At 33.6% G+C, this 17,868-nt stretch carries 13 protein-coding genes; 5 read left to right on the top strand and 8 right to left on the bottom strand.

The window, feature by feature from the left end:
* Positions 1-113: 113 nt before the first annotated feature.
* The 3 genes from RLT85_RS10850 to uvrA all read right to left on the bottom strand — a co-directional run bounded on the left by RLT85_RS10850 (position 114) and on the right by uvrA (position 6,577).
* Positions 114-2,930: a gluzincin family metallopeptidase gene (locus RLT85_RS10850; protein ID WP_311402066.1), complete on the bottom strand. Its 2,817-nt coding sequence runs from the start codon at positions 2,928-2,930 to the stop codon at positions 114-116.
* Positions 2,931-3,024: 94 nt separating this feature from the next.
* Positions 3,025-3,714 (bottom strand): LOG family protein, encoded by a 690-nt coding sequence (locus RLT85_RS10855; protein ID WP_311402145.1) that lies wholly within the window; start codon positions 3,712-3,714, stop codon positions 3,025-3,027.
* A 31-nt stretch (positions 3,715-3,745) separates the two neighbouring features.
* Complete coding sequence (gene uvrA / locus RLT85_RS10860) at positions 3,746-6,577, bottom strand: excinuclease ABC subunit UvrA (RefSeq protein WP_311402067.1); 2,832 nt, start codon at positions 6,575-6,577, stop codon at positions 3,746-3,748.
* A gap of 227 nt (positions 6,578-6,804) precedes the next feature.
* Here uvrA and RLT85_RS10865 point away from each other — a divergent pair, with 227 nt between their 5' ends.
* Complete coding sequence (locus RLT85_RS10865; protein WP_311402068.1) at positions 6,805-7,338, top strand: Riean_0653 family protein; 534 nt, start codon at positions 6,805-6,807, stop codon at positions 7,336-7,338.
* 134 nt (positions 7,339-7,472) lie between these two features.
* On the opposite strand, the gene RLT85_RS10870 is transcribed toward RLT85_RS10865, so the two are convergent.
* A complete protein-coding gene (locus RLT85_RS10870; protein ID WP_311402069.1) occupies positions 7,473-8,078 on the bottom strand; it encodes an acyl carrier protein phosphodiesterase in 606 nt (201 codons plus the stop codon).
* A gap of 93 nt (positions 8,079-8,171) precedes the next feature.
* On the opposite strand from RLT85_RS10870, the gene glmM reads away from it, so the two are divergent.
* Complete coding sequence (gene glmM / locus RLT85_RS10875; protein ID WP_311402070.1) at positions 8,172-9,560, top strand: phosphoglucosamine mutase; 1,389 nt, start codon at positions 8,172-8,174, stop codon at positions 9,558-9,560.
* Between the two features lie 81 nt (positions 9,561-9,641).
* Here glmM and RLT85_RS10880 read toward each other — a convergent pair whose 3' ends face one another.
* Positions 9,642-10,523 (bottom strand): lysophospholipid acyltransferase family protein, encoded by an 882-nt coding sequence (locus RLT85_RS10880; protein ID WP_311402071.1) that lies wholly within the window; start codon positions 10,521-10,523, stop codon positions 9,642-9,644.
* A gap of 57 nt (positions 10,524-10,580) precedes the next feature.
* A complete protein-coding gene (locus tag RLT85_RS10885) occupies positions 10,581-11,510 on the bottom strand; it encodes a lysophospholipid acyltransferase family protein (protein ID WP_311402072.1) in 930 nt (309 codons plus the stop codon).
* 5 nt (positions 11,511-11,515) lie between these two features.
* Here RLT85_RS10885 and RLT85_RS10890 point away from each other — a divergent pair, with 5 nt between their 5' ends.
* Positions 11,516-12,163, top strand: a complete 648-nt coding sequence (locus RLT85_RS10890) for a rhomboid family intramembrane serine protease (protein WP_311402073.1) — start codon at positions 11,516-11,518, stop codon at positions 12,161-12,163.
* A gap of 52 nt (positions 12,164-12,215) precedes the next feature.
* Positions 12,216-12,911, top strand: a complete 696-nt coding sequence (locus RLT85_RS10895) for an SIMPL domain-containing protein (protein ID WP_311402074.1) — start codon at positions 12,216-12,218, stop codon at positions 12,909-12,911.
* Positions 12,912-12,979: 68 nt separating this feature from the next.
* On the opposite strand, the gene RLT85_RS10900 is transcribed toward RLT85_RS10895, so the two are convergent.
* Entirely contained in the window at positions 12,980-14,098 is a 1,119-nt protein-coding gene (locus RLT85_RS10900) for a redoxin domain-containing protein (protein WP_311402075.1), read from the bottom strand.
* A 144-nt stretch (positions 14,099-14,242) separates the two neighbouring features.
* Between RLT85_RS10900 and RLT85_RS10905 the strand changes: the two genes are divergently transcribed.
* Complete coding sequence (locus RLT85_RS10905) at positions 14,243-16,609, top strand: GAF domain-containing protein (RefSeq protein WP_311402076.1); 2,367 nt, start codon at positions 14,243-14,245, stop codon at positions 16,607-16,609.
* A gap of 38 nt (positions 16,610-16,647) precedes the next feature.
* On the opposite strand, the gene RLT85_RS10910 is transcribed toward RLT85_RS10905, so the two are convergent.
* Positions 16,648-17,832 (bottom strand): Pycsar system effector family protein, encoded by a 1,185-nt coding sequence (locus RLT85_RS10910; RefSeq protein WP_311402077.1) that lies wholly within the window; start codon positions 17,830-17,832, stop codon positions 16,648-16,650.
* Between the last annotated feature and the right edge of the window lie 36 nt (positions 17,833-17,868).

Consider the following 17,868-nt stretch of genomic DNA (forward strand, 5'->3'; position numbering starts at 1 on the left):
CTTTCAATGAAAAAAATGGGTGCTAGATTGATGAATATGCAGTAATTTTTATTTTAGATAAGATATGTTTAATAAAACCAATAAAATGTGAGTATTATTGCGAATAGTATAATTTAATACCATCTTCTTTTGAATAGCTTAATTAAAGTATTAAAATCTAGGGATACGATAAATCTTATTTTTTGATCATAATCTGGTTGTGCAACTTCCCAGCCCAGATTGGAATATACAGGAAAGAAAAGCTCGAAATAATCTTGCACTAAACTTACTCTAATTCCAGTATCGTATAAAAACTCTGCTTTACTACCTTTATTCTTTACAAAACCAACATCTCCATAAGCGTGAATCCAATTCCATAGCGTAAAGCTTCCGTTGAGCGAAGTAAGCCATTGGTTAGCAAAAGCAGGCTGCAATTGTGATTTAAAACCCCCTTCGGCTTCAATGTATTGCTGACTAAAAAGTCCTTGATCTTCACTTCTTCCGTAGTAATTATAATCAAAGAGATAATCTGTGGGGCGGTCTAGCGCAAAACTAAAATAATCTGAATCTTTGGCATCATTAAATAAGAATGCGCCTGCAAAAAAGCGAAGTTCAATTTGTCTATTGTTTAAAAATAATTTTCGCCATTTAGAAGTTACTGACACCTTACTAAATTTCTTGGCTACTTGATAGTCAAACGTTCCCGTAAAATAGTCGGCAAAATTGCGATCACTAAAATGATACCTTGCATTTAAAACGCTATAATCTGGCTCATCTATAGTATTTGACACATCACGATCTCTAAACACATTAATACTACGTATGCTAATGGATTGCTTTTCATTGCTGCGTAAATCTTTATTTCTAAAACCAATGCTAAGATAGGGGGAAACTTTGTGGTAGTATAAATCATTCGCATAAGAGAATCGCGTTCCACTTAGGCCAAACCGAACTCCGTATAATTCTTGATTTTGATATTGCTTGGAATACGATATGGAAGCCGAGCCCAAAACAGCACCACTTTTAAAACCGTATTTTGGCGCAATTTTATAATTAAGGTTTCGTGCTAAAACAGTTTTGTTATATAATTTTGGACCAATGGTAAAGCCATCGTAGAGGTTGTAATCAAACTCTGGGATAAGAAATAGTTGTTGGTAATAAGGGTCTTCAATATCTAAAAGCAGCCTAAGTTGTATGGGTTTATCTAACCAAGTGGTTACTTTTTTATAATTGTCTCTTTGATTAAATTCAGGAATAACAGCTTCATAATTTAAAGCCAAACGTTCTATATTTTTTGCAGAAATAGTCACTGTCTTTTCTTCTACAAATTGATCTACCCAAGTTTTGGAAACAATGTCTTTATCTTTAATTCCGTAAAGGGAAATAGGAATCTTTTTACCTGTTTTATTCTTAATGGTGACCCGCAAAGAATCCCCTTCTTTTTTTACCTTAGATATTTTAAAATCTATATGGATGTTGTTGCCTACATATTCCTCAAAAAACCAATCGGTGTCTTTGTTTGTTTTGTTAGAAATAATTTTCTTAAAATTAGCAGTAGTTGTTGGCTTTAAACGATTTTGTGCGTAAAAATCTTTAATTGATTTGTTAATGACTTCATCGTCTTGTAGGTAATCTTTTAAATAATTAAGCCCGACTCCAGCTTTGTAAGGGTTGGCAATATTTTTATTGAATTTAATGAGGTTATCATTTTCCTCATTTAATGGCTGATTTAAGTTTACGCGCGCCATATTGAGATACAACAAAGGATAGCGGTCATTAAATTCTAAATCTGCCGCGTGAAACCATCTTATTCCCACAATCTCACTAAAAGAGCCTAATAATTTGGTGTTTTTATAAAACTGCTCCACATAATCCATTAAAAGATACGTGATGATACCTTCATTGAGCCAACTTTCTTTTCTAGGATTGAGAATAAGCGTATTTTCTAAATAACTACGGGTGATGGTTTTTAGCAGCTTGATGTCGTATTGAAAACCATCTGGAAAAGGCCTTATAAAACTAGGCAGTTGATTTAGTCCATAAACTGGATTTGACAGATAATCCTCTTCAGAAATCATCAAATTATCGTGCGGAAATTCTCCTAAACGATGATCTAAATAATGCGTAATTCTATCTATAATAAGCGCCTTCATTTCTGGTCTTAATCCGTCGTCCTCTACATTGGTAATGATATTAAGCTTATCGGTCTCAATGGTTTTAAAATTAGTGGTATTTATAATGTGAAGCTTGGTATCTACCTGATTATTTTCGCTAAAGCGGAATTGATTCGTGTGGGCTAGAATGTTTTCTCCTACTTTAGTAAAATCTGAAACCACGAGATATCCTTTCGGAATTTCTAAATTGAGATCAATATCATATGGATGTACATACAGGTCGTTAAGATCTTTATTGCTATAAAACTGCCATTCGCCATCTTGAAAAACCGAAGGTAGTATCAACCAATATCTTAGTTTAAGTCCGTTTTTGGCAGAACCGTATCGAGTAAACTTGTCTTTAGGTACTTTTATGCGGTATCGAAGTTTAATACTAACCTCTTCCTTAGGAAACAAAGGCTTATTTAATTCAATTTTTATAATGTCTGGATGCTGATCTGGCCGAGACCAATTCAGAATATCCTGATTATGTTTTGTGATAGAAAAAACTTGTGTATTACCTCTTTCATCGCCTTTTGCATAATGAAAATTACGTTGAAATTCTTCTTCGAAACGTTGTGCTAATGGAGTTTGTTTATCTCTAAAACTATTGGCCCAATCTGTTAAATAGATCTCTTGTAAAATCTGCTTACTGGTATTTTTGTAGGTGATTTCTTGGCTAATCTGTATGATTCTATTTTCTATATCAACCTTGGCGTCTACGCGCATGGAAGATTGACCCGCGACAAGGAGACAAGAAATTACGAGTATAAAAAAGAGAGGAATGCGGTATTTCAACCTTTATTGAATTTAATAGATTTACAAATTAAAAAAAAATGCTACTTAAAAGTATACTTCTAAGTAGCATAAATTATACCTAATTTTAAAATTTTTAGAAATTGGGGCTTAAATTAAACTGTTCGTAGAATTTATCTAAAATATCAATCACTTCCTCTTCGGTATCTACCATCTGAACCAAGTCCATATCTTCTGCACTAATATTTTTAAAAGAATCTAATAACGTAGTTTGTACCCACTCAAATAAACCTCCCCAAAACTCGGTTCCTACTAAGATAATAGGAAACTTATCAATCTTATGCGTTTGGATTAAAGTAATTGCTTCAAATAACTCATCTAAAGTTCCAAAACCCCCTGGCATTACTACAAAACCTTGAGAATACTTTACAAACATTACTTTTCTAACAAAAAAGTAATCAAAGTCGAAGCTTTTATTTTTGTCAATATAAGGATTATCGTGTTGCTCAAAAGGCAGGTCTATGTTTAAACCTACTGAAACTCCGCCAGCATTATGAGCTCCTTTATTTCCGGCTTCCATAATTCCAGGACCACCTCCAGTAATCACTCCGTACCCGTGTTCTACAATCTTTTCAGCAATATTAGTAGCCAGTTTATAATATTTATGTTCTTTATCTGTTCTAGCAGAACCAAAAATGGAAACACAAGGTCCAATTTCGCTCATACGTTCGTAGCCTTGTACAAACTCTGCCATAATTTTAAATAGTGCCCAACTGTCGTTGGTTTTAATCTCATTCCAGCTTTTGTTTCGCTGTTCAGTTCTCATAGTACTCATAGTTCAAAAATTTACAAGACGGCTAATGTAGTTCTTTTCTTAAGAATTTTGCCGTATAACTTTTTTTATGCTTTATAATTTCTTCAGGAGTTCCTTGGGTTATTATTTTTCCTCCATTTTTTCCGCCTTCATAACCAATATCTATAATATGGTCTGCGAGTTTAATCACATCCATATTGTGTTCAATAATAAGAACTGTATTTCCTTTATTGGCAAGCTTATTTAACACTTCCATCAAGACGCGAATATCTTCAAAATGTAAACCTGTGGTAGGTTCATCTAAGATATAAAAAGTGTTCCCGGTATCGCGCTTAGATAATTCTGTAGCTAACTTTATACGCTGTGCTTCTCCGCCAGAAAGCGTTGTACTTTGCTGTCCCAGTGTAATATATCCCAAACCTACATCCTGAATGGTTTTTAGTTTGCGGTATATTTTAGGAATTTGATCAAAGAAACCTGTAGCCTCATCAATCGTCATTTCTAACACATCACTAATCGATTTTCCTTTATATCTAATCTCTAGAGTTTCTCTGTTAAAACGTTTTCCTTGACAAGTTTCACATTCTACATAAACATCTGGTAAGAAACTCATTTCAATTACGCGTAAACCACCGCCGCGGCAGGTCTCGCATCTTCCACCTTTTACATTAAAACTAAAACGACCGGGTTTATAACCTCTAATCATCGCCTCTGGGGTCTTGGCAAATAAAGATCTAATTTCTGTAAAAACGCCAGTATATGTGGCAGGATTAGAACGCGGAGTTCTACCAATTGGCGATTGATTGATGTCTATTACCTTATCAATATGATCTAAACCTTTAATGCTTTTGTAAGGTTCTGGGACTTTTACACCATTAAAATAGTGTGCGTTCATAATGGGGTAGAGGGTGCTATTAATTAAAGTAGATTTTCCACTTCCCGAAACACCAGTTACCACGATCATTTTTCCTAAAGGAAGCTTTACAGAAACGTTTTTTAAATTATTCCCTGTAGCTCCTTTTAATTCTATAAACTTTCCGTTTCCTTCTCTTCGTTTCTTCGGAACTTCAATTTCTTTGCTTCCGTTAAGGTAAGAAGCAGTAATAGTGTTGTGTTTTAAAATCTCTTTAGGCGTTCCTTCACTAATGATTTCTCCACCAAGTTTTCCAGCAAACGGGCCAATATCTATCACATAATCTGCGCGCTCAATCATATCTTTATCGTGCTCTACCACAATTACCGAATTTCCTACATCGCGCAAGGCTTCTAAAGAGTTGATGAGTTTTTCATTATCACGCTGGTGCAAACCAATACTGGGCTCATCTAAAATGTAAAGTACTCCCACTAACTGAGATCCAATTTGTGTTGCCAAGCGAATTCGTTGCGCTTCTCCGCCAGAAAGGGATTTAGAACCTCTATTTAAAGAAAGATACGTAAGACCTACATCTACCAAAAATTGCAATCTCGTCTTGATTTCTTTAACAATCTCTTCGGCGATTTTCCATTGATTTTTAGTTAAATGCTTCGGAAGTTCTTCAAACCATTCGGCTAATTCTAGAATGTCTTTTTGCGCTAATTCAGCAATATTATTTTCGTTTACTTTAAAGTAAAGCGATTCTTTTCTAAGACGTGTGCCTTCACATTGAGAGCAACTCACCTTATCCATATAGGCTTTAGCCCAACGCTTTAGAGAAGCAGAATCATTGTGATTAAATGTACTTTCTATAAACTTAGCAACGCCTTCAAAATCTATTTTGTACGATCTACCAACGCCTAACTGTTTTGAATTTACTTCAAATTTCTCTTTTCCTCCGTAAAGAATCATTTCTAAAGCTTCTTTAGGAATGTCTTTTATAGGATCTGAAAGTTTGAAATCAAAACGCTGCGCAATCAATTCTAACTGCTTAAAAGCCCAGTTCTTTTTTTGAGGTCCGTGCGGATCTAAACCACCCGCTTTAATAGACTTTTTATCGTCTGGAATAATCTTTTTGATATTCACCTCGTACAAAGACCCAATGCCGTTACACTTGGGGCAAGCGCCTTTTGGGGAGTTAAAAGAAAAATTATTGGGTTCTGGATTAGGGTAAGAAATTCCTGAAGTAGGACACATAAGCGTTCTACTAAAATACCTTCCTTCTTCTTTCCCGTGCTCTAAAACCATCAAGACATCGTCTCCTTGGCTCATAGCCGTGTTAATACTTTCCGCTAATCGCTTATCTGTATTTTCTCCTTCTTCTATTTTAATGCGATCAATCACCACCTCCACATCGTGGGTTTTGTAACGATCTAGTTTCATTCCTTTTTCAATATCCCTAATCTTCCCATCGGTTCTTACTTTTACAAAACCTTGTTTGGCTACTTGCTCAAATAATTCTCTATAATGTCCTTTTCTAGACCGAACTACGGGTGCTAAAATATTGATACGCTTTCCTTCAAACTCTTCTTTAATCAGCGATTTGATTTGCTCATCGCTATAGCTTACCATTTTCTCTCCTGTTTTATAACTATAAGCATCGCTGGCACGCGCGTATAACAAACGCAAGAAATCATAAATTTCTGTAATGGTTCCTACGGTACTCCGGGGACTTTTACTGGTTGTCTTTTGCTCAATAGCAATCACAGGAGAAAGTCCATCGATTTTATCTACATCGGGACGTTCTAAACCGCCTAAAAATTGACGCGCATAGGCAGAAAAAGTTTCGATATACCTGCGTTGACCTTCGGCATAAATGGTATCAAATGCTAAAGAAGATTTTCCTGAGCCAGAAAGACCTGTAATCACCACCAATTGATTTCTTGGGATGTTAACATCGATGTTTTTTAGGTTGTGGACTCTTGCGCCTAAAACCTCTATATATTCTTCGAATTTTGGCATAATTTTTTACAAGGCACAAATTTACTCAAACTATTGAAATTGAGAAAGCACAGTTCACAAAGCTTTAATAAAATTTAGTTGTTTTTCACTTAGATTTTAGATCGCTAGCGCTTTTAGATTATAGAATTTAGGTTTTAGAATTTGTTTCGGAAGTAATTTTTTTAGCTATTTGCAAACATTTTGACGCATCCTTTTGAATAAAATCTCATCTTTTAAAAAACATAACAATGAAAAAAAGCCTAATTTTTTTAGCTTCTATTATAATCTTGTTAGCGTGTGATACGGCATCAATTGATTTAGACGATGAAAACTATATGTTTGATGGAAGAGGCGGAGTTAAATGTGAAGTAAATGGGGATTTGTTAAAACCATCTGTGGTCACTAGTCCAGGTGCACGATCGGTTTGGTTTAGTTTGGCTGACTATAATGATTTAAATCGTATGTCTCTTTCGTTTAGAAACAGAGGTAAATCACCAGATTTCATATCTCAATTTATAACAATAGAAGTCACTGGTATTAGTACGGTTTCTTCAATGGTTGGTAATACTTATAATCTTAGTAATGAACCAAATCAAGGGGAATATAGTATTGATTCGGCTAGTTCTATCTACGAAACAAATAATCTTCATTTTGGAACCCTAGAAATTGTATATCATGACATTGATAATTTTATATTAGGAGGCACTTTTGAGTTTGATGCAGTAAATGAGAATGGAGAAATTGTAGAAATAAGAGAAGGGGAATTTGACTTAAAGTATTAAAAAACGATTTGCAAACACCATGCAGAACTAATTTACTGGTTCTAGGCTACTTAAGGAAATTCTTGCGGATTTTTATTCGGGTTTTATTTGCTAAATTATGTGCTTAACCTCGCAAATAATTATAAATAAAACTGTCATGATTTTTGATATAATTCATCAATCAGCGTTAATTCTTTCTTACTATACGCGATCAATTCCGTAAAGAAAAGGCTAAACTCGTGCTCTAATTCTTCGTAAAAAGTACGCAGTTCTACGATGGACTCATGTAGAGGAATATTATGTATAATGCGACGATTCATTTGGGTAAGAACCGTTTCAATTCCTTCTATAGACGCATAGCTCACCAACCAGTTTTGCGCTACCATATATGGGTAAAATCTTTGAACTGATTTGGGTAGAAGCTCAAAATGAATTTCTAGCAAATTATAAAAGTGATCTACATATTCGGCTAAAGGAATTTGGGAGTAAGATGTCCAATTTTTAGCGAGAAAATGATCATAGAAAACATCCATGATCACACCATTGTAATGACCATATTTTGCGAAAAGGCGATGCGCACTTTTATAAACAATCGCATGCGCATCTGTAAAAGAGTCTATTTTACGATGCAATAAAATCCCTTTTTGCATTTCTAAGGGAAGACTTTTATATTTTTTTCCTTTAATAGGATCGGCAGCAAAATTGCCTATTTGCACTAAATCTCGATCTTGAGAAAGGTAGATGTGGGCTAAAAAATTCATTTTTCTAAAGTAAGCTTAATAATAAGTTTGAGCAAGATTTTTTACAGCATCTATTTGCGCTTATATTTGTACTTTAATTAAACGAAGCAATTTATGACATTAATAAAATCAATTTCAGGAATTAGAGGAACCATTGGCGGAAACGTGGGCGATAATTTAACACCCGTAGACGCGGTAAAATTTGCTGCTGCTTATGGTTTTTGGATCAAACAGCAAACCAATAAGGAAGAATATAGAGTAGTGGTTGGTAGAGACGCTAGAATCTCTGGAGAAATGATTCAGCAACTTGTGATGAATACTTTGGTAGGATTAGGAATACACGTTATAGATGTAGGACTTTCTACCACGCCAACCGTAGAAATGGCCGTGCCTATGGAGCATGCAGACGGCGGAATTATTTTAACCGCAAGTCATAATCCAAAAGAATGGAACGCACTAAAACTCTTAGATCATAAAGGAGAATTTCTTAACGGAAAAGAAGGTGCAAAAATTCTTGAAATTGCTGAAGGGAATGATATCGCTTTCGCGGAAGTAGACGATTTGGGAAGAATTAGTGTGAATGATGCCTATATTGATTTGCATATTGAAGAGATTTTAGATTTAGATTTAGTGGATGCGGAAGCCATTAAAAAAGCGAAACTTAAAGTAGTAGTGGATGGCGTAAACTCTTCAGGAGGAATTGCGATTCCTAGAATTTTGGAAGAATTAGGTGTTGAGGTAGTGAAGCTTTATTGTGAACCTACGGGAGAATTTCCGCATAACCCAGAACCTTTAAAGGAGCATTTGGGAGATATTTGCGAATTAGTCGTAAAAGAAAATGCAGACTTAGGCGTAGTGGTAGATCCAGATGTAGACCGTTTGGCTTTTATCGATGAAAAAGGAAATATGTTTGGCGAGGAATATACCCTAGTAGCTGTCGCAGATTATGTTTTAGGAAAAAAGGGTGGAAATACAGTAAGTAACCTTTCTTCGTCTAGAGCCTTAAGAGATATAACCGAAAAGCATGGAGGTTCTTACCAAGCCAGTGCCGTAGGAGAAGTGAATGTGGTGCAATTAATGAAAGATACCGATGCTATTATTGGCGGAGAAGGAAATGGCGGAATCATTTTTCCAGAGTTGCATTACGGGCGTGATAGTTTGGTAGGAGTCGCTTTGTTTCTTACCTATTTAGCAGAGAGAGAAATAAAAGTTTCTGAATTAAGAGCTACTTACCCTGCCTATTTTATGAGTAAAAATAAACTACAATTAACTCCGGAATTAGATGTGGACAATATCTTAGAAAAGATGGCAGAGAAATATGCCAGCGAAGAGGTTTCTACGATTGACGGTGTTAAAATCGATTTTCCTGAAAATTGGGTTCACCTAAGAAAATCGAATACAGAACCGATCATAAGAATTTATACCGAAGCAAAATCACAAGAAGAAGCTACACAACTAGCCGATAAGATTATTGCAGAAATAAAAGAGATTGCAGGATTGTAAAATCTTGGATACCCTTAAATGCTAAGCCCATCTTTCCTTCCGGAAGATGGGCTTTTTTTATAGTTGAAACACTAGACTGTTTTAAAAATCCTTCCTATTAAACTTCCAACGTTTATGCGTCCAGAGGTAATATTCGGGTTGGTTTTTAATTTGTTTCTCTAGTTCTGTAAAAAAGATTTCGGTAATTTTAAAATCTTCATATTCTTTAGGATTTTCCGCTAAGGGAGAAAAAGTAGCTTCATAAAAGCCGCGTTTCACTTTCTCTACTTTTAAGTACATCACCGCAAAACCAAGTTTTTTAGCCATTGCTTCAGAACCTGTAAAAACCGGAGTTTCTACACCCATAAAGTTGCTCCAAACCTTTATTTTACTCTTTTTTGGGGACTGGTCTGAAATCATATAATAACTTCCTTTTTGACCGTCTCTTTTATTACGAAGCATAGTTGGGATTGCCTCTCTACTATTAATAAGGGTGGTTCCTAAATTGGCACGAATATCTTTAATTAATTTGTCAAAATATTCATTCTTTAGCTTCTTATAAATAGCATATCCTTTGTTATTTGTATCGTAATAATTAATGGCGGTTGCCCATTCGTAGCTGGCATAATGACCGCACATAACGATAACTCCAGGAGAACTTTTTTCCAATCGTCGAAATTCATCTACATTTTTATAGACAAATCTCTTTTTAAGTTGTTTTTCAGAAATGCTTAAGGTTTTAATCATCTCTAAAAAGATATCGCACATATGATGATAAAAAGCTTTTTCTATATTTTTTAGTTCTTTATTTGTCTTGTTAGGAAAGCATAATTTTAGATTGCTTTTTACTACATCTTTGCGGTAACCAATAAGATAATACGCTAGAAAATAAAGAATGTCTGAAAGCAAATAAAACAAGGGAAATGGCAAAATAGAAATAAGCCATAACAAAGGATAAAGAATATAATAGATAAACTTGCCCATGAAGTTGAATATGCGCAAATATAAAATTAAAATCCAATTCCACGTTTTTTGCTAAAATTATTTATCTAAACGATGTTTCCAGCGTTTATGCGTCCACAAGTAATAAGCTGGTTTTTTTACGATTTGATCTTCTAAAAGCTTGAAGTAAAGATCGGTAATTTGATAGCTTTCTACCTTTTGAGGTTCATCAGAAAGCGGTACAAACTCAGCTTCATAATAACCGCGTTTTACTTTTTCTACGTGTAAATACGTCATACTTAAATTAAGACGTTCTGCAATATATTCGGCGCCAACGAAAGCGGGAACTTCGTGGTTTAAGAATTTTACATAATGCTTTGCCCCTTTGCGTTTAGGAGATTGATCTGCAATCATAGCATAGCTTGCTAATATTCCTTCTTGTTGTTGTCTAAGCATTTTTTTAGGAACGCTTTTGCTCGCTAACATTTCTGTATCGTATTTAGATCGTATGCTTTTAATTAGATGATCAAAATACTTGTTTTTTATAGGTTTATAAACGCCATGGGCTTTAAAGGTAAGTCCGTAAAAATGCAATGCGTTTACCCATTCATAACTTGCGTAGTGCGCCATTAAAATGACGTAGCTTTTTTTTAGAGACTCTAACCTTTCCAGTTCTTCGGGATTTTTAATGACAAAGCGTTTTTTTAATTCGGTATCAGAAATACTTAAACTTTTAAAAGTTTCTAAAAATAAATCCGTAAAGTGTTTATAAAACTCTTTTTCAATAGTTTTAATCTCCATTTTGTCCTTCTTGGGAAAAGCTAAACTAAGATTTTGGGCAACTGCTTCTCTTCTATACCTTACGATATGATATATAAAAAATGTCAAAAAATCTGAAAAAGCGTATAGAAGTCGAAAAGGTAATATTGAAATTAACCAGAGGATTGGGTAAACCATCCCATATGCTAATCTTTGCATTAGAAATAGAATTTTTACAAAGATAACGTATCTTTGAATACTAACAAACATTACACATGGGAGATATAGAAATCATTACTTTGGTCATCATCGCTATTAACGCGATAGCTTCTTTTAAAGGCTTTAATGATGATGAATTTTTTGAAAAATATAAATTTAATATAGGTAGAATTCGGGCAGGAGAAAAGATTCGATTTTTGACTTCTGGATTTTTACATGTAGATATGTCTCATCTATTTGTAAATATGCTCACCTTATATTTCTTCGCTAATGTGGTTATTTTCAATATGGGCGCGGCTCAGTTTCTGCTTATTTATTTAGGAAGTTTACTTTTGGGTAATCTCTTCGCATATTTTTTTCATAAAGAGGAGCCATTTTATACGGCGGTAGGAGCCAGTGGTGCGGTAATGGGTGTCTTGTATTCGGCTATTTTATTACAACCAGATATGATGTTAGGTTTGTTCTTTATTATTCCTATTCCAGCGTATGTTTTTGGAATTGGATATTTACTTTATACGCTTTACGGAATGCGAAGTAAGCAAGACAATATAGGCCATGATGCGCATTTTGGTGGCGCTATGGGAGGTTATATTCTTACCTTAGCACTTTCTCCTTGGGTTTTTACCGAACATCTACTGATGGTTTTTTTATTACTGATTCCTATTTTACTCCTCCTTGTTTTGAAAAAAACCAACCGAATTTAAAATTTGGTATCTTTATTGGAATAGATTGGAATAGACTTTAAAAACAATACAGATGAAAAAACTAATTTTTAGTATTTTAATGCTGGTAGCTATCAGCAGCTTTGCACAATCAGAACCTTTTGGAGTGCAAGTGATGGGAGAAGGAAGCATTATGGCAACTCCAGATGAGGTAAATCTAAGTATACGAGTAGAGCACGAAGGTAATACTGCTCAAGAAGTGAAAAATGCTGTAGATAAAGATGTAAAAAGTGTTTTTCAATTTTTATCTAAAACGGGGGTTAAAGATAAATACGTTCGTACAGAATATTTAAACGTGAATAAAAACTACCAATACCAAACTAAAACCTATAATTATGTAGCCAACCAAGCAATTTCTATCAAGCTAAAAGATTTGGCTAAATATGAAGAAGTAATTTCTGGTTTATTGGCTACTGGTATTAATAGAATAGACGGAATCCAGTTTGGTTCTTCTAATATGGACGAGTTAAAGTCTCAAGCTAGAAAGAAAGCTATTCAAAATGCTAAAGCTAAAGCAGAAGAGTATATTGAAGAGTTAGGACATCAATTAGGAACGGTAAAATATATCGCTGAGGTAAGTTCTTCTCAGCCTTATCCTGTTGCTTATAAGAATGCAGCGATGTTGCAAAGCGAAAGCAGTGGAGATGAAAATTCCCCAAGTATTTCTCTTGGAGAAATGGAAGTAACGGCAAAAATACATGTTCGTTTTTCTATTATTGAAAAGAATTAATCAAAGAAGTTGAAAGCAAAAAAATCCCCGTGAAAACGGGGATTTTTTTGTGTTCAAGCTAGGGAGGATTAGTCTAATAACTCTGCGATTTTGTCTTCCAGTCGTTTACCTCTTAAGTTTTTAGCAATGATGTTACCATCTTCATCTAGAATAAAAGTTGCTGGGATAGATCTTACATTATAAAGCTTAGCAATAGGCTCATTCCAATATTCTAAATTAGAAACGTGTTGCCAAGCTAATTTATCATCTTCTATCGCCTTTAGCCATTTATCCTTTTGGGTTTTCTTATCTAAAGAAACTCCTATAATATTTAAACCTTTCTCGTGGTACTTATTGTAAAGCTTTACCACGTTAGGGTTCTCAATTCTACAAGGCTTACACCAAGAAGCCCAAAAATCTATAATGGTAATTTTACCTAAAGATTCTTCTAAGGACAATTCATTCCCTTCTGGTGTTTTTGCACTAAAGCTAGGTGCTTTACTTCCTATATTAATATCTTGATTAGCTGCCAAGTACTTCTCAATCTTTTTTCCTGAAGGAGAATTTTTGGCTTCTTCTGATAACGAATCAAATAAGGCTTTTTTATCTGCATTTGGGTTCATATTCATTCCAATCATATCAGAAAGAACTAAAATGGAAACCAAAGAATTAGGATTATTTTTAATAAGATCTTCTCTAAACTCATTTTCATCTTTAGTTAGTACCGCTCTTCTATCTCTCAAAGATTTAAGCATTTCTGGATCGTTTTTTACCTTAGGATCCCTAGATTGCATACCTAATTCATTCACTTTTTTCCCTTGCTCACCAATGAAGGTTAAATACTTATACAGCAATTCTTGATTTTCTCCTCCTTTTAAGTGCGATTTTTGGAGGCTATCTTTATAGATTGTTCCTTCAACCTTTTTATTTTCATTGATGAATAGTACATTACCTCTTGCGTTTCCATCTAAAGTTAAAATGCTTAAAGTTTGGTAGTTTACTTCGGGAAGTTCTAAGCTAATTTCTCCATTTTTAACTACTACGGTATCTATAGCTTTGGGGCTCCCTTGATCACTCATAGCCGAATAATAAACTGTAGTTCCATCTTCAGCATCAATTTTTGCTGTTAAACCAGATTCTTTTTTAGAGTCATTTTCACAAGCTACCAATGCGGTTAAAGCTAAAAATAAGACAAAAAATTTCTTCATTTTGATATGTAATTTGATTTCCCGCAAAAATAAGTAACTTGCTTTAGATACGTAACGCTTTAAGCTAAAATATTGTTAATTATAGAAGAATCGTTTTGCATTAAAACTCAGTAAGCTTACTTTGATTAATTAATTAGTTTTTGAATGAAAAATAAATCAGCAGAATTACCTTTTAAGCTTAAAATTAGTTTTCAAAAAGTTTTGGAAGCCTATAAAAAGCGGTACAAGAAAGAGGATAGGAAATTAGTTAAAAAATATTTAGCTGATCTTTTAGAATATATTAAAGAATTTCCTGAATTAGAGGATGGTGTAAGTAACCTGAAGGATATAAAAAAGTATGAAGAGCCTATAAAAATTTTATTAGATGATTTATTTCCTAATATTTTAACTAATAATGAAATTAAGGCTGCAACGATTCCAGATTACTCGATAATTTTGGATCAAACCAATCGCTTTAAGGAAATAATGACCAATGCGGGGGAAGACTTTGAATTCAAGGTTAGAAATTACGATAAAGACTATGAATATGTACGAGGCTGTTTGTTGATCTTAAAAACTTACTACGGATATGCTTTTGATTTCTCAAGACCTCTTTATTACGATATTCCACAAAAAGATGGAATAATTAAAAACTATAGGCTAGGGGTAAATGCAGATTTTGTTACTATTGAAAAAACCGATAAAGCCGTTGATGTTTCAGAAGAAGATGTAGATATTTTAATTCAAAATACGGATGATATCGAATTATGGAAAGAAAAATTCCCGCCCAATAGCTGGATTTTTAAAGGTTTTATACTTCTTAATTTAACAGATGTAACCGTAGACGATGGAATTTCTGATCTTAAAACCGAACTCTTAAGCAATAATATTCCCGATGGTAAAAATCTAGCGGGTATGTTGGAAATTTTTAGATCTATTTATAGAATTCCCAATTTAGAGTTAGGGTTTACTATGTATGATGAAAACGCGCAGAAGTTTTATAACCTGGAAAAAGGAAATGTAAAAAGTCATGTTTTAAATGAGAAAGAAGTTTTTGATTGTAAAGAAATCTTATGTAAGACGGCCTATGAAAATTTGATTGAAGAACAAAACTATTTTGTCATTGCTAATGTAGAAAAGTATGCAAAAAAGAATCCAGATTCTCTTCTTGCAAAAAACTTGCTGTCTAATAAAATTAGTAGTTGTATTTTGGCTCCCATTATTAAAAACAATAAACTACTTGGTGTTTTAGAGTTGGTTGCTTTTAGAAAAAATGAGCTAAATACTATAAATGCAATCAAATTAGAAGATATATTACCATACATTGCTACCGCTCTAGAGCGAAATAAAACAGATTTTGAGAATAGAGTAAAAGCTGTAATTCAAAGTGAATGTACTTCTATTCACCCTAGTGTGGTTTGGGTTTTTGAAGAAGAAGCCCAACGTTTTATAGAAGATTTAGATCTCGACGGTATTTCATCTTTTAGAGATATCGCTTTTAAAGATATTTATCCTTTATATGGACAAATAGATATTGTAGGTTCTTCCGAAGAACGTAATAATGCAATTCAGAAGGATTTATTGAACCAATTAAATGCTATTTCAGAAATTATAGATGAAGCTTACGCAATTGAACCTATTCCTATTTATGAACAGGTGAAATTCAGAATAAATGAATTTAGTAGCGATTTAAAAGAAAATTTGAATGCTTCTAGTGAGCAAAAAATCATCAATTTTATATACAAAGAATTAAATCCGCTTATTGAGCATTTAGAAGTAAAAACGCCAAGTCTTAAAGAGAATGTGGATAATTACAAGAAAAATTTAGATTCTAAAACGGGCGTGGTGTATAACCATAGAAAAAATTATGACGATACCGTACAGCGAATTAATAGAACACTTTCCCGTTTTTTAGATCGAAAACAAGAAGATGCTCAAAAAATATATCCGCATTATTTTGAGCGTTACAAGACAGATGGAGTAGAGCACAATATGTATATTGGTAGCGATATGGTAAAAGACAGGCCATTTAATAAGGTGTATTTATATAATTTGCGTCTTTGGCAATTGCAGGTGATGTGCGAAATGGAAAACAAGTTCTATAACGTACAAGAAAATATGCCGTTAAAATTAGATGCGGCTTCGTTGATCCTCGTTTTTAGTTCTACCTTATCTATACGTTATAGAATGGATGAGAAAAAGTTTGATGTGGACGGAACCTATAATGCGCGTTATGAAATAATTAAAAAGAGAATTGATAAGGCGTACATAAGAAATACAGAAGAGAGAGTTACGCAAAAAGGAAAAATAGCAATTGTATACTCTCAAAAAGCAGATGAAAGAGAATACATTAGATATATTAAATATTTACAGAAGAAGAACTATCTAGGAGACGAAATAGAGCAATTGGAGTTGGAAGATGTTCAAGGAGTTGTTGGTTTACGAGCTCTAAGAGTAAATGTTCTTTACCAATCTGAAGAAAACACAGACCATGTCTCTTATGAGAACCTGATGAAAGAATTACATCATTAAAAAAAAGCTCTTCAAAAGAAGAGCTTTTTTTTATGAGTTTATACAGACCAAAATGCTATTACGAAACTAATTACTGAAATAATGATACCAGTCATAAATATAGTGTAGGTCCATCGCAGCAATCTATATTTTCGATTTAAAACAATACCTAACAGGTATAAATCTTTAGTCAAAGCCTCGTAGATATAATCTTTATCTTTCAAGATTTCATTAATTCCCCACATGTATTCTTCAAATTTCATTTTATGAAAATTTCCAAAAAATAAAATATTTATTTCCCGTTTTTTTATTTGTTCTCTAGTAAATTCTCCACTAGTAACATTGGGACGCGTAGACATAATAGAAAGTATAATAGACGCCACACTAAAGCATACTAGTACAAGTGTTGGCATCATTAAATGCCGATTAGAAGCTGCATCTAATTTTGGAATAATATTAGCCAATGCTAGCGAAATTATAATTGCATTTACAGAGAGTAAAATATTCGCTTTGGTATCTGCAATATCACTTAATTTGATGTGGTTTCTAAGCGTAGTTCTATAAAGGGTTTGTACTCCTCTTTCTGGATTGTCGTTTTTATATTTTGCTTTTAATTTTGCTTTGGTTTTTTCTTTATCATACTTTTCTCCTAATTTTTTCTGATTTTCTAATATAGATAAAAGATTCTTATCCTTTTTAGGCTTCCAATGCTCTACGGCATAAGGAGAATAATACCGATGCTTTTCAGTAAAAAGTTTTATGTTTTCTGCATTCCATTCATTAGAAGAAAAATTACGAATATTTTGCACCCTAAGTTCTTGTCTTAAAAATTCGGTCATTTCTTCAAAATAATCTTTTGCCAAATGGGAAGAATCGGCATCTTTGATTATTTTCTCGGGTAGTGTTTTAGGAATGGCAGATAATCTTGTGCTACCAATATATTTTTTTACCTTTTCAATAATATCTTGGTCTACATTTTCTTTGTTTAGAAAGTCTTCAGCAATCCGAATGCTTTCTGCCTCATGTCCCTTTGATTTTACGGTGTAGCCTGTATCGTGGAGCCAAGCTGCAAGCACAAGCGCTTGTTCTTCTTTAACATTTATTTCGGAATTTTCAATTAATTCTTTAGTACTTTTAACCACTCGCTGTGTGTGGTTATAATTGTGATAAATAAAAGTATTGGGAAGCTTTTCAGTGAATAAATTGAGAACAAATTTGTCCACTTTTTCTAAAATATCGGCCATAATTTCAAAATTGAATATCCCGCAAATTACAAAAAA

Source organism: Mesonia ostreae (genome assembly GCF_031845265.1).
GTDB lineage: Bacteria > Bacteroidota > Bacteroidia > Flavobacteriales > Flavobacteriaceae > Mesonia > Mesonia ostreae.

Coding starts and splice junctions, on each gene's coding strand:
- RLT85_RS10855 (WP_311402145.1), bottom strand. CDS start 3,714: ATGAGAACTGAACAGCGAAACAAAAGCTGGAATGAGATTAAAACCAAC.
- uvrA (WP_311402067.1), bottom strand. CDS start 6,577: ATGCCAAAATTCGAAGAATATATAGAGGTTTTAGGCGCAAGAGTCCAC.
- RLT85_RS10865 (WP_311402068.1), top strand. CDS start 6,805: ATGAAAAAAAGCCTAATTTTTTTAGCTTCTATTATAATCTTGTTAGCG.
- RLT85_RS10870 (WP_311402069.1), bottom strand. CDS start 8,078: ATGAATTTTTTAGCCCACATCTACCTTTCTCAAGATCGAGATTTAGTG.
- glmM (WP_311402070.1), top strand. CDS start 8,172: ATGACATTAATAAAATCAATTTCAGGAATTAGAGGAACCATTGGCGGA.
- RLT85_RS10880 (WP_311402071.1), bottom strand. CDS start 10,523: ATGGGCAAGTTTATCTATTATATTCTTTATCCTTTGTTATGGCTTATT.
- RLT85_RS10885 (WP_311402072.1), bottom strand. CDS start 11,510: ATGTTTGTTAGTATTCAAAGATACGTTATCTTTGTAAAAATTCTATTT.
- RLT85_RS10890 (WP_311402073.1), top strand. CDS start 11,516: ATGGGAGATATAGAAATCATTACTTTGGTCATCATCGCTATTAACGCG.
- RLT85_RS10895 (WP_311402074.1), top strand. CDS start 12,216: ATGAAAAAACTAATTTTTAGTATTTTAATGCTGGTAGCTATCAGCAGC.
- RLT85_RS10900 (WP_311402075.1), bottom strand. CDS start 14,098: ATGAAGAAATTTTTTGTCTTATTTTTAGCTTTAACCGCATTGGTAGCT.
- RLT85_RS10905 (WP_311402076.1), top strand. CDS start 14,243: ATGAAAAATAAATCAGCAGAATTACCTTTTAAGCTTAAAATTAGTTTT.
- RLT85_RS10910 (WP_311402077.1), bottom strand. CDS start 17,832: ATGGCCGATATTTTAGAAAAAGTGGACAAATTTGTTCTCAATTTATTC.